12 protein-coding genes and 3 pseudogenes are annotated in these 12,870 nt (G+C 48.5%); 5 read left to right on the top strand and 10 right to left on the bottom strand.

All coding sequences use genetic code 11. The annotated features are described in order from the left end of the window. Positions 1-68: 68 nt before the first annotated feature. The 5 genes from D5398_RS22710 to D5398_RS22690 form a co-directional block, all read right to left on the bottom strand. Entirely contained in the window at positions 69-764 is a 696-nt protein-coding gene (locus D5398_RS22710) for an NADPH-dependent F420 reductase (RefSeq protein WP_208646056.1), read from the bottom strand. 8 nt (positions 765-772) lie between these two features. Further along, complete coding sequence (locus D5398_RS22705; protein WP_120509639.1) at positions 773-1,843, bottom strand: NAD(P)-dependent alcohol dehydrogenase; 1,071 nt, start codon at positions 1,841-1,843, stop codon at positions 773-775. Positions 1,844-1,916: 73 nt separating this feature from the next. Continuing rightward, the gene (locus D5398_RS22700) at positions 1,917-2,945 is read right to left on the bottom strand and encodes an alpha/beta hydrolase (protein ID WP_120509638.1); all 1,029 of its coding nucleotides are present in this window, start codon (positions 2,943-2,945) and stop codon (positions 1,917-1,919) included. Positions 2,946-3,062: 117 nt separating this feature from the next. Further along, positions 3,063-3,503 carry a VOC family protein gene (locus tag D5398_RS22695; RefSeq protein WP_162940818.1) on the bottom strand — a complete coding sequence of 147 codons (441 nt, stop codon included), beginning with the start codon at positions 3,501-3,503 and terminating at the stop codon, positions 3,063-3,065. Positions 3,504-3,581: 78 nt separating this feature from the next. Next, positions 3,582-4,349 (bottom strand): glucose 1-dehydrogenase, encoded by a 768-nt coding sequence (locus tag D5398_RS22690; RefSeq protein WP_120509700.1) that lies wholly within the window; start codon positions 4,347-4,349, stop codon positions 3,582-3,584. Between the two features lie 257 nt (positions 4,350-4,606). Between D5398_RS22690 and D5398_RS22685 the strand changes: the two genes are divergently transcribed. Continuing rightward, positions 4,607-5,548 (top strand): AraC family transcriptional regulator, encoded by a 942-nt coding sequence (locus D5398_RS22685; RefSeq protein WP_244216819.1) that lies wholly within the window; start codon positions 4,607-4,609, stop codon positions 5,546-5,548. Positions 5,549-5,607: 59 nt separating this feature from the next. On the opposite strand, the gene D5398_RS22680 is transcribed toward D5398_RS22685, so the two are convergent. After that, a complete protein-coding gene (locus D5398_RS22680) occupies positions 5,608-6,000 on the bottom strand; it encodes a winged helix-turn-helix transcriptional regulator (protein WP_120509636.1) in 393 nt (130 codons plus the stop codon). Positions 6,001-6,095: 95 nt separating this feature from the next. On the opposite strand from D5398_RS22680, the gene D5398_RS22675 reads away from it, so the two are divergent. Genes D5398_RS22675 through D5398_RS22665 form a run of 3 tightly spaced genes read left to right on the top strand, consistent with a single transcriptional unit; the run spans position 6,096 to position 7,682 of the window. Further along, complete coding sequence (locus D5398_RS22675) at positions 6,096-6,491, top strand: DoxX family protein (RefSeq protein WP_120509635.1); 396 nt, start codon at positions 6,096-6,098, stop codon at positions 6,489-6,491. Between the two features lie 26 nt (positions 6,492-6,517). Beyond that, positions 6,518-7,261, top strand: coding sequence for an SDR family NAD(P)-dependent oxidoreductase (locus D5398_RS22670; RefSeq protein ID WP_120509634.1), 744 nt, complete (start codon positions 6,518-6,520; stop codon positions 7,259-7,261). A 43-nt stretch (positions 7,262-7,304) separates the two neighbouring features. Further along, complete coding sequence (locus D5398_RS22665; protein ID WP_120509633.1) at positions 7,305-7,682, top strand: VOC family protein; 378 nt, start codon at positions 7,305-7,307, stop codon at positions 7,680-7,682. Between the two features lie 118 nt (positions 7,683-7,800). Here D5398_RS22665 and D5398_RS22660 read toward each other — a convergent pair. Continuing rightward, a pseudogene (locus D5398_RS22660) lies at positions 7,801-8,068 on the bottom strand (recombinase family protein); the annotation flags it as partial. A 243-nt stretch (positions 8,069-8,311) separates the two neighbouring features. Continuing rightward, positions 8,312-9,208 carry a UvrD-helicase domain-containing protein gene (locus D5398_RS22655; RefSeq protein WP_244216818.1) on the bottom strand — a complete coding sequence of 299 codons (897 nt, stop codon included), beginning with the start codon at positions 9,206-9,208 and terminating at the stop codon, positions 8,312-8,314. Between D5398_RS22655 and D5398_RS22650 the strand changes: the two are divergent. Then, positions 9,185-10,375 (top strand): annotated as a pseudogene (locus D5398_RS22650) (transposase); the annotation flags it as partial. The gene D5398_RS22655 and the pseudogene D5398_RS22650 sit on opposite strands and share 24 nt — an antisense overlap. 69 nt (positions 10,376-10,444) lie before the next feature. Here the strand turns inward: D5398_RS22650 and D5398_RS22645 are convergent. Together D5398_RS22645 and D5398_RS22640 are read right to left on the bottom strand one after the other, a co-directional pair. Beyond that, positions 10,445-11,262, bottom strand: a pseudogene (locus D5398_RS22645) (IS3 family transposase); the annotation flags it as partial. A 465-nt stretch (positions 11,263-11,727) separates the two neighbouring features. After that, positions 11,728-12,870 (bottom strand): autotransporter outer membrane beta-barrel domain-containing protein (locus tag D5398_RS22640; protein ID WP_162940817.1); only part of this gene is annotated, 1,143 nt, incomplete at its 5' end.

Raw genomic sequence — 12,870 nt, 5'->3', positions numbered from 1 at the left:
ACTTTTATCCTGTAAAATTCGCAAAGAAAAACCAAGATTTCCTGGTTAATTAAAATTGGTCGTGCGTCTTATGAGTATCGGCCAAAGTTGTAAACCCATTTGGGGCCATGGGGGGTTCCGTAAGCCAGCTCAGTCGCCAACATGGCGAAAGGTTCAATGTAGCGCGCCAGTTTCAGCGGGCCGGCATCAACCGGTTCAAAGCCAAACTGTTTTAGGAGCTCCCGGACCGTCTTTTTGCTTTCCCGATCATTGCCGCAATACACCATACTTGGTCTGGGAGCTGTGTATTTCCCTTCAAATACCTCCAGCAGCACTTCACTTGGCGTTGCCTGAAAGGCTGCCACGACGTGTGCACCGGGTAATTTCCTGGCAACGGTTTCAGCTCCCGAATCGGTATGTGCAACAACCAGCTCGGTGTCTGAAATATTCAGCGGATTCGTACAGCTGATGACGATTTTTCCGCGTAAATCGCCCGCCTGCGAAAGCACATCATCCAGCTGCGTCCAGTGAACGGCCAGAACGAGGATATTTGACTGCTTCACCGCATACTCTGGTGAGCAGGCCCGCCCGCCAGATGTTAATGCAAGATTTTGCAACTTTTGCTGACTGCGGGAATAGCTGAAAATGACCTCATGGCCAAGCCTTGCGAAGACAGTGCCTATGGTTGATCCCATTCTGCCGGCACCGAGTATCCCAATTTTCATCAATATATCTCCGTGGTATTTTTCCTGCCGGAAACTCCGTTCTCCGACAGGAACGTTCATCCCTGCCTCTAACTGAGCGCATTCTCCGCCTGAGGCTGTTCCAGCGTGGCCATATCAATTACAAAGCGATACCGCACGTCAGAGCGCTCAAGGCGGTCAAACGCTTCGTTGATCTGGTCCATGCGGATCATTTCGACTTCAGGCAGCACATTCTTGCGAGCACAGAACTCCAGCATTTCTTGCGTTTGTTCAATACCAGCGATGGCGGAACCGGCCACGCGCCGGCGGCCGAGGAGGAGCGGAATGCTGCTCATTTCAGCCAGTGGTCCAATCTGACCAACGACGCACAATGTCCCGTCAATATCCAGCAGGGGAAGATACGGGTCGAGTTCGTGCTTGGCCGGGACCGTATCAATGATCAAGTCAAAGGAAGAGGCTGCCTGCTCCATTGCCACTTTATCGCTGGACACAAGAAATGCATCAGCGCCAAGCGCTTTTGCATCCTGCGCCTTTGCCGGCGAACGACTCAGCACCGTCACGCGAGCCCCCATGGCTTCAGCCAGTTTGATGGCCATGTGCCCTAGCCCGCCCATGCCAATCACACCGACACGACTTCCAGGGCCGACATTCCAGGTTCGCAACGGTGAATAAGTGGTGGCGCCAGCACATAACAACGGTCCAGTTTTAGCCAGATCAAGACCCGCAGGAACATTCAGAACGAATTCTTCCCGTACCACGATATGTTTTGCGTATCCGCCCATGGTAGGTTCGCCGGTTATGCGGTCAGCGCCTGCGAAGGTTTGCGTATTGCCTTCACGACAAAGCTGTTCTTCACCTTTATGACATTGATCGCAATGCTGGCAACTGTCTACCATCGTACCCACAGCGACATGATCGCCGACCTTATGTCGGGTTACGTCAGCACCGATACTGAGTACACGACCGACAATCTCATGGCCGACTACAATAGGGAAATTTGTCCAGCCCCAATCATTACGCGCCGTATGAAGGTCTGAATGGCAAACACCGCAATAGAGGATTTCAATCACAACGTCATTCGGGCGGGTTTCACGGCGTTCAAAAGAAAACGGAACCAGCGGTTTGTCCGCTGAAAGGGCAGCAAAAGCATAGGTTTTCATAAGTCACTCTTCTGTTGATAAGGAGAGCCCTGCCGGTACAATCAGGCAGGGGATTAGGAGCTACCAACTGAAATTATTTCAGATTGGTTTTAAAGAATTCCGTCAATTTGTTGAAGGGGATAAGGTCAACGCGGTCATAGAGGTCGACGTGGCCTGCCCCTGGCACGATGAAGAGTTCTTTAGGCTCACCTGCACGTTTGTAGGCATCTTCGCTGAACTCTCTGGAGTGCGCTTCAGATCCGGTGATAAACAACATCGGACGTGGCGAGATCGTCTCAATATCCTCAAACGGATAGAAGTTGTTAAACTTCACCTCGCTTGAAATAGGACGGTTCTGCGACTGTTCTACAGTCGTGCCTTTAGGCACAACCTGACCGCGTGGCGTACGATAGTAGTCATAGAATTCACGGCGAGTCGGATCCGCATCGGCCGGTAATTTCACTGGCAGGTAATCTACCCATTTGGTTTTACCGCCGGTAAATTCTACATATCGTTGCTCTGCCGCTGCGGCAATCATTGCTTTACGCTGTTCAAGCGAAAGACCCTTGCGAATACCGTTTCGTGTGACCGAGCCCATGTCGTACATGCTCACAGTCGCAATGGCTTTCAGGCGCGGGTCGATCTTGGCTGCACTGATGGCAAAACTGCCGCTGCCACAGATGCCGATAACCCCAATGCGATTGCGGTCAACAAACGGGCGTGTTCCAAGGTAGTCAACTGCCGCATTGAAGGATTCAGTGAACATTTCCGGGGAGACGGCATTGCGCGGCTGGCCTTCGCTTTCACCAAAGAAAGACAAATCGATAGCCAGGGTGACAAATCCTTGCTCAGCAAGCTTTTGTGCATAGAGGGTTGCACTTTGCTCTTTCACTGCGCCCATCGGATGACCAACAATGATGGCAGGATTTTTCGCTTTAGGATCGACCCCTTTTGGGATGTACAGATTACCTGTGATTTTCATCTTGTATTGATTGAGAAACGTGACTTTTTCTGCCACCACTTTGTCACTTTTATAAAAATTATCTGCCCCGCGCGACATGTCGGCTCCGAGGGAGGCAAATGAAGAAACGAGAAGCCCGCAGGCTAACAAAATTCTTTTCATGGCTTTATCCTTTAATCGATTTTTCCGTCAGCAGCACCGCTGACATGACGGACCCAGTTGTAGTGATATGTACTGCATTTATTTAGTTACGCTATGTGTCCAGAGGCTCTGGACGTATTAAGAAATCTCGATAAGTTGAACGAAAACACCATCGGGATCCTTAATGACGATGCATCGGACGTTGGCGCCAAACTGCTTTGGTTCCTCGGTCAGAAAAATCAGTCCCCTTTCCTGTAATTTCCGCACAGTGTTAGTAAGATCAGTTACGCGCAGCGCAAACCGATTCAGCCCTGTGTGGTGTGCGACTGCATAAGCCTCTCCAGGCGATACCGGAGCAACCCATTCAACAAGGTCAATAAAGAGACCTGATTTCCCGTCGGGAGGGGCAAGATAAACCACTTTTAGATGACTGGCTGGCAAGCAGAATGCTTCTGCAATACCTTCTTCCTCAACGTCACCGAAGTCTTTAATCACCGCCAACCCAAGTGCTTCGTAAAAGCGGATGCTTTTGTTAAGATCTCGAGTGGCGATGCTCAGATGAAAGAAATCCTGTACCATTTTTCCTCCGGCTGTGCAGGCTCTTATAATGGCCTGATATCCAACATTTTCACCATGATGCAGGCAACTCATCACCTGTCAGTTAGCGGTAAAACCCCCATCAACCGGTAAGCCAATGCCTACCACGAAACTGGCCCCCGGACTGCAAAGCCATAAGACCGCAGCAGCTATCTCTTCCGGTTCTCCAAGGCGATTTATTACCTGGCGGATCATGATGTCTTCCATGGCTTCTTTTTGGGTTTCCATCATCGTTGCCACCATCGGGGTATTAACTGTGCCCGGGCATACCGCGTTTATACGAATACCGCGTGCGGCATACTCAAGGGCCGCACCTTTCGTCATCCCAAGTACCGCATGTTTCGTTCCGTTATAAGGAGCCAGATTTGGCTGACCAACTAACCCGCCGACTGAAGCACAGTTCACGATGGCACCGTACCCCTGCGATCGCATTTGCCAAAGTTCATGTTTCATGCATGCCCAAATCCCGCGCTGATTAATCGCAACCAACCGGTCAAACTCATCCGCAGGCAGTTCAGCAAAATCACTCGAGGGGGCCTGTACGCCCGCGTTGTTATAGGCAAAGTCAAGGCGACCATAAACTTCGACGGTTCTTCTGACCACTGAGGCAACCTGCGACTCTACTGTTACATCACAGGCCAACCCGGTGGCAGAATACCCCTCTGACTCAAGCTGCCTTGAAAGCGCGATAACCGCCTCGCCGTCAACATCAGCCAGAAGCACACTTGCACCACTTTGCGCAAAAGCACGGGCGGTGGCGGCACCGATCCCGGTACTGGCTCCGACTACTAAAGCAACCTGGCCGCTAAAATCGTAAACAGGATTCATCGTCAATTTTCTCCACTTGGTCCTTTCATGAGCCGCTTCCCTGAGCATTTATCGGGGAAGGTTATTCGTTACAAAGCTAACGTTTCTCACAGGCAAGTTAGTTTGTTCATTTTCCCCGCACTTGTATTTTCCAATGTTATTGTTTTATTAGTTAGCGTGATTGACTGGATTACTTGCCTGATCCGATGAATATTAATAAATAATGTGGTTCCGGCAGGGGAGGGAAGATAATATGCAAGCAGGAGGAATCTATATAAATGACCACACAACCACTGATGAACCATGAACACGAGGCACTGCTTGCCGGATTTGTTCAAACTATTGACCAGCACTCAAAGGGAACAGGAGATTTTGCGACGTCTATCAATGGGCTGACTTTTTTCCGACGTGATGAACCCGCTCATCCCGTTATGTGCATGATTGAACCAAGCGTTGTAATTGTCGCCCGCGGGGCAAAACATGTCTGGATTGGTGGAGCACCCTATCGATATGATACTTCGCACTTTTTAATCACTTCATTGGACCTGCCTGCTAACTCAGAAGTGGTTGAGGCAAGCAGAGAAGCCTCGTGTCTCGGCATGACAATGAAGCTTGATTTACGGATTGTAGCGGAGTTGATTGCACAGGGCGTATTGCCACCAAGGCGAGATCGCGGAGTCAGCTCAAGTGTAGGAATCGGTACGGCATCATCCTCACTATTAAAATCATTTAGCCGGATGCTTGAGTTACTGGATGAACCTGAAGCAATTCCTGTCCTGGCCCCTTTGTTTCAGCGTGAAATACATTACAGGCTTCTGCAGAGCGATCAGGCGGCCAAGCTGCGGCAGATAGCCTCTGTTGACAGTCAGGGTCACAGAATAGCCCGAGCGATAGACTGGCTTAAACTGCATTATGCCGATCCTATACGGGTGGACGAACTCGCCGACCGGGTGCAGATGAGTACGCCAACATTCAACCAGCATTTCAGGCAGCTCACGTCAATGAGTCCGCTGCAATATCTGAAGTGGCTGCGTTTGAATGAAGCCAGGCGCCTGATGTTAAATGAGCATCTTGATGTTTCCACCGCCTCCTACAAAGTGGGCTATGAAAGCCCGTCTCAGTTTAGCCGTGAGTACAGTCGCTTCTTTGGCGTACCGCCCAAAAAAGACATAGCATCACTGCGAGAGGCCAATACTACAAATCCGCAACGCCCCCTTTAGCACTAAAACAATAAACGACTGGAACATCCCGTCGTTTATTGTTGAGTGTATATAAAAGATTAGCAGGTTGTTTTTTCCGCAGAAGCGCGACGCCCACGCCCTGCCGGTTTTGCCGGAACAGTATCACCATATTCTAGCCACCATGCTGTGAGTGCTTCCATGGTGGGGCCGAGTCCGCGCGCTTTGTTTGTGATTTCATATTCGACCCGTGGCGGAACCTCCGCAAATACGGTTCTGGATACCAGTCCATCGTTTTCAAGTTCCCTGAGCTGGGCTGTCAGCATGTGCTGGGTTATTCCCGGGATCGCTTTGCGCAGCTCTCCGAAGCGATAAATGCGCTGATTTAACAACCACATGATTTCCAGCTTCCATTTCCCGGACAGTAAATTGAACGCGCGGCGCATTTCTTCATGCATGTTAACTTCATTACCCTCATTGGTATGTTTTTCCATACTAACCACCTTTATTTCATCCTACTTGTCAAATTTCATCTTAGGCCACATTCTCTCACTGGTCGACAATTTAGATTAACGGAAGGTAATTCTGCATGACTGAAATTTTAATTTACTGGATAAGCACTGCCCTCCTGGCCCTGCTGTATGTGACTTCAGCAACATTATATGTTGTGAAGGCCGGATGGGTACGTCAGACGCTGGCTGACTTTGGGTATCCTGTTTATCTGCATCCCCTGCTTATCGTGTTGAAGGTTCTCGCTGTCATTGCCATTGTGTCGCGTTATAGCATTTTCCTGAGCGATTTAGCATATGCGGGCATTTTCTATCATCTGTTACTGTCCGCTCTAGCTCATTTAGGTGTCAAAAAACCAGCCGGCGCCTTACCTGCCTTAGTGGGGCTTGTATTGTTTGCCGCGTCATTTGCCACGCAAAATTCAGTAAGAGAGATTCCTTCACCCTATCCACAAATTGTCGTTAATCACCCGTGATCCCATTAAATATGAGAGGAATGTCCATGAACCGACTCAATGAAAAAGTTGCTATTGTAACCGGAGCAAGCCGGGGTATAGGCCGTGCCATCGCAATGCTGCTGGCATCAGAGGGCGCTAAGGTGGCGGTAGTATCCAGGACTGCAAGTGAGGTTGAAAAGGTTGTCGGGAGCATTAACGCTGCCGGCGGGTCTGCGCTCGCAGTTGTGTGCGACATGAGCATTGATGACCAGATCAAAGCGGCCGTAGAACAGACGGTGAAGACATTCGGGGGTGTCGATATTCTGGTTAACAACGCCTTTGACCCGACCGTGCCACAGTCCACTGTTCTTAATTTATCCGTAGAACAACTGCAGCGTAATTTTGATATGGGGCCGGTGTCCTATCTGCGAATAATGCAGTATTGCTATCCATGGCTGAAGAAGAGCAGTGAGGGTCGCGTTATTAACTTTGGCTCAATAGCAGGTGTACTGGGTATGGAGGGATATGCGCCGTACAACATGGCAAAAGAGGCTGTCCGGGCCCTCACGCGCACTGCAGCAAGGGAGTGGGCAGCTGACAAAATTACGGTGAACAACGTGTTACCAGTCGCCAAAACGTGGGGAGACGACGTCAGCGTCCCTCCTCCAGGCAATGCCCTGGGTCGGTATGGTTCAGCTGAAGAAGATATCGCGCCTGTTGTACTTTTTCTGGCGAGCCGGGATGCACAATTTCTTACCGGTTACACTCTCACACCGGATGGCGGTGCCATGATAGACAGTGCGCGCTAAGAGATGAAAACCAATTGTTAACCTATTTCTTAATGGAGGCTTTATGTTTGATCATATTCAATTTAATGTAAAAGATTATGCGAAATCCGTTAAATTTTATGATGCTGTTTTATCTGCGCTGGGATATGCGAAGCTGTTTGAAACCGGTGAGGATAATACAAGGAGAGTAGGTTATGGAAAAAATGCTCCCCAGCTATGGTTAGCCGAAGGCGAATCTAATAGTGGAAAAATACACATCGCTCTGCGTGCTGAAAATAAGAGAGCAGTTCAGGATTTCTATTCCAAAGGCCTCGCAGCAGGTGGTTATGATAACGGAGAACCGGGTTACAGACCCGCCTATTACCCAGGTTATTACGCAGCATTTTTGACTGACATTGACGGAAATAATATAGAGGCAATATTTCACGATATTATAAATTAATCATCTTCTTTACAGCCTGACGCTTGAACAATTTATGACGCGGGAAGGCGGCAGTGACGAATGTTACTGACCGCTTTACTTTCATTCTGTCGCCGGCGATATACCGGGTAATTCTCTCAGCGATCAGCATGTCCAACATCATGCCATTGATTGCCCTGAGCATTGCCCCAGTGAAGTCGCTGCCACCCTTCCCGCTCAAAGCCATATGGCTAGTCGGTAAATCAAGACTCACTACTGCCAGTTGCTTTTCATGAAAGCCTGTCAACCTGCTCGATAAGAATGACATCCCCCTTATCTACTTCTTTTAACAATCTCATTAACTCTGGACGCTGGAGTGACGCGCCTGACTCATTTTCTATGTACCAGGCTGCAACACGGTAGCCCATCGGAAGATCTAGACGCTGCTGATACTTGCAGTACCAGACTTTCAATGTCTTCTAGGAGGGGTAACCGACCTAGCTGCTTAAGTGCGATGTCATCGTTCAGGAAATGACTTGGCTCACTCGCGCGTCGTAGCTAGGCTAGGCGTAAGGATTCATACGTAAATGTGTAAGATCACGCTCTAGCCCTTGCCACATCTACGCTGCCGAAATCAAGCGTCATGCCACTGGCTATATCAATATATGAGTTTATGGTTGCCAATATGGAAGTAATGAGTTGCCAGGACTATCAACTACAAGAGCTACACTCTGTTTCGCCCTTGTGACTGCGACATAAAAACTTGCTGCAGGTCCTGGTTCCAGAGGATCGCCAGTTTGAATAAACTTCAGGATCCCAGCAGTAGGCACGATGAGTACCCGCTCATGTGTTGAACCCTTCGAAATTTTAAAATTCATGAAGTCAAGATGAAACTCTTTGCCCGAACTGGCCGTATTGCGCAAACACTGAGGCTGATATTTGGCAACATAATCAGCAACGTGCCTTTTAGGTACTAGGAATACACCATCATGATCTGTAATTATCTCGTTCTTAGAGTCCGTTGCAGGAAACCGCCAGCTTTTATAAAAAATAGTATCAGAGAATGCAGCAATCGCGGGATGGCAACGCCATGTCGTGGCACTCTCGGTAATATTTATAAGCCCTTTGGCTTGGCGTTCACGGAACCAGCTTATTACTTCTGCATAGGCATATTTTCTATTTTTTGAGCTACGTGGATTAGTCGAGAGTACAGATTGGCGAATATCACCAACCATTCGAATGTCAACCGATGAACGAAGACACTCATCGATAATCTCCCAGTCATGACTGCTAAGATCTTGCACTTCATCGATTAAAATTTCATCATATAGACATTCCAATCGATGCATTAACGCCCCTCCACTTTCTGAAATAAGTTCGTGAGCAAGGCGACCGAGCTCACATGCATATGCGGCTCCGCTTGAATCTAAAAACCGGTTAACTCCTCTAGCCATCATCGTTGGCCTACCATCAAAGTTGAATCCAAGAATACGCTTACTCGGAAATTTAAAGGGTAGAAAAGGTTTGGCAAAATGGCGAAGTAGGAATGGCTTCACTGGGATAAGCATATTGGCCCACTGAGTGGACATAAGGGAAAATTAAAAAAATCGACGCGCCGAAAAATCATCACAACCTTTGCTTATGCTACAGGCCTTGGGCCGATGCAGACATCCCGCACTATCGCCGATATCAGTGCCCGGCAAATTTCGTTTGTTGATCAGAGGCAGGTGACGACAGAAAAGCTGGAGGCAGCAACGATTGACATAATTAATGGTTATAACCAGTTCCAATTGCCCCGGTATTGGGGGGAAACCAAACGGGTTGCTGCTGACGGAACTCAGTGGGATCTGTATGAAAACAACCTGTTATCCGAACGGCATATTCGCTATGGCGGTTATGGAGGCATTGCTTATTATCACGTCAGTGATACTTATATTGCCTTATTTTCGCATTTTATTCCGTGCGGCGCGTGGGAAGCGATCTACATTCTGGATGGGCTCACCAAAAATAATTCAGATATTCAGCCCGATATTTTACACGGCGATACGCAGGCGCAGAGTGCGCCCGTTTACGGGCTGGCTTTCCTGTTAGGCATTAAACTGATGCCCAGAGTCCGGAACTGGAAAGACCTAAAATGGTTTAAAGCTACACCAGATGAAATTTATCAACATATCGAGACGCTGTTCAGTAAAGAGGCCATAGACTGGGCGCTAATTTCCTGCCACTTACCCGATATGTTGCAGGTTGCCCAATCCATCAGGGCTGGGCGGCTTTCGCCTTCAACTATTCTGCGAAAACTGGGCACCGCCAGTCGAAAAAATAAACTGTACTTTGCATTTCGCGAGCTTGGTCGGACGATCAGAACGTTGTTCCTGCTGGAATATATTGGCGATGACGAATTGCGCCGTGTTATTCAGGCCGCGCAAAATAAATGTGAAGGTTTTAACCAGTTCACCCAATGGGTTCATTTTGGGGCCGATAAAATCACGGAGAACGCACGAGATGAACAACTGAAGGTAATAAAATATAATCATTTGGTCGCTAACCTTGTGATTTTCCACAACTGCCAGACGTTAACACAGGTACTGAAAGAGCTGGAAGCTGAGGGGATGGTTTTAACCCCCGAACTTTTGGCCGCATTTAGTCCATACCGTACCCATCATATCAATCGCTTTGGTTTATCCGAGGTGAAAGAGCGTCATCCCCAACCTGCAAGCTATGACGTTAAATTCTGATAGTGCAGGCATGGCAAGGGTTGGCGGGGGATCTTACACATTTACGCACGAATCCTTACACCCAGCCAGTTCCGGCCCGTCATCCATCCGCATCTTCAGTGGATATCCACGGTTTGCTACTATTCTGTCTAGCACCCGCACGACCCGCTACGCCGGGATATTAAGGTCAATTTCGATAGCCAGAGCTTCACGGTTAAAATCATCGACAACATTGAAAGTCCGAAAACGTCGGCCACATGTCAGCGCGTCGTGCATAAAATCAATCGACCAACTTTGGTTCCGTGCTTCCGGCGTTGCCAGCGGAGCCGGATTGCGCACCGGCAGGCGTTGTTTACCCTTACGACGAAAATTGAGTTTTAGCAGACAGTAAATCCGGTATAGACGCTTGTGGTTCCAGACGTGACCCTGCCTGCTAAGGACCTGAAAAAGCTTATTAAATCCGTAGCGGGGATAGCGTTCAGCTGCCTCGGTCAACCTCTGGATCACCGCTTCAACACGTCGTGTATCTGGTTGATAACGAAACACCGTCCTGCTCAGCGATAACGTCCTGCATGCCTGGCGTATGCTCATCGTAAACTGCGTGGTCAGATAGCTGACGAGCTCACGCTTTATCGCTGGTTTTAAAGCTTTTTTTCGATGACGTCTTTCAGCGTCCGGCATTCCAGACTCAGATCGGCAAACATCTGCTTCAGACGACGATTCTCGTCTTCAAGAGCCTTTATCTTTTTGATGTCAGCGGCTTCCATCCCGCCATATTTCGCCTTCCAGTTGTAATAGCTGGCTTCGGAAATAGCGGCCTCGCGGCACACATCTTTGACGGTCCTGCCAGCTTCGACTGATTTCAGGACGGCGATGATCTGGTGCTCGGTGAAACGGATTTTACGCATAGCGATCTCCTCGGGGACATAAATAGTATGTCGGAAGATCTCTATAAGTGAATGGGCCGTTTTGGTGGGATACTTACAATTGGCCTATGAGCAGATTATTCGAACATGCATTCCATGCGTGATATCGGTTATTGATTACCTTAGCCATCCTCTTTGAGTCCCGTGTACTCGCCAAAAAATAGTACGGTAAGCCTTTTTTTGAACAGGCTTACCTACAGCAGATAGGGGCGGGCATCGGGGGAAATCGATCGTACTTTAGGAAACAATGCTAGCTTTTTGAAAGGCTGTACCGTGAGCAAGGAGTGTTTGCCCGAACGTTACTTGGTCACAAATATCAGCAAATTACCGACGGATATATTGACATCCCCGGTAAAGATTACCGGAGATTGAGACTCTGATATTGTGGTTATAGCCGATTAGACGTGAAACTGCATAGTATCAATTTCACGCCTAACGATAAGCGGGTTAGAAACTGTACTTGATACCAATAACTGCTGAGGTATCTGAGTAACCTGAATCACCGATCTGCTGACCAGCATACCCAGTTAAATTAAACTGAGGGGTAAGTCGGCCCTCTACACCTATTCGTGCTTCTCCAATATTATGGGAGCCGGCCTGACTTATCTCTACTCCATCCATAGATACACCGCGAGTTTGTGTATTATGGATCCAGTTTGTTTCTATAAATGGCTTGAAGTTGCGATTCTTCCCATCGTCTAACGTACTGTGTCCTTTGAGAAATACCTTTAACCCAAGTTTAGAGGATACATTGTCATTGCCGTTGCCTTGCACTATTGTGCCGTTATTCTCTTTATGTTGATCAGCTTTAATTCCTGACCATGCAACACTAGCCTTAGGCTGTAGATACCAATTTAAATCATTATCACCATTTACCCCACCCATCGCGAAAACATATCCCGTTTCCAGTGTAGTTTGTAATCCTTTCGAATTATATTTTTCTTCCTGGAGCTCTTCACCTCTTACACTGTTAGTAAACCAACTATATTGCACCAGACCATCAATATAAGCGCCTTGCTCACTGTTCCCGTCTGCATACCAGGTCGCGTAGATTCCAGTGGTATAGCCATTCACTTGACCTTTAGCGTTATATCCTGATTCTTTGGATAATGTGTTACTTTGGTTATTACCATACCCAACCAGAGCACCTGTACGCCATGCACTACCTTCCTGAGATGATCCAGTTGCCAGGTCTCCGCCCAACAAAAGGGAATATCTATTGCTGCGGGTTCTGAGCTGGCCACTGTTATCATTGAAACGTGTGTGTCCACCTGTGTTTTTCATCCAAAGACTGGTAAGTTTTTGTTCCCCAGAGATGTTATCGGTATATTCTGTTTCTCCTAAGCGATCACTAAGCGGCGCACTGAACATGTTGTCGGCAGCATAAAGGTTGGCTGTGTATGCGCCTCCTTCAGGTCTCAAAACCTCGATATCTGGACCGTTATCACCGCCGCCGTTATCACCGCCGCCGTTATCACCGCCGCCGTTATCACCGCCGCCGTTATCACCGCCGCCGTTATCACCACCGCCGTTATCACCACCGCCGTTATCACCACCGCCGTTATCACCACCGCCGTTATCACCGCCGCC

This window comes from Rahnella bruchi, assembly GCF_003614975.1.
Taxonomy (GTDB): domain Bacteria; phylum Pseudomonadota; class Gammaproteobacteria; order Enterobacterales; family Enterobacteriaceae; genus Rahnella; species Rahnella bruchi.
This window is presented reverse-complemented; position numbering and strand designations above follow the sequence as displayed.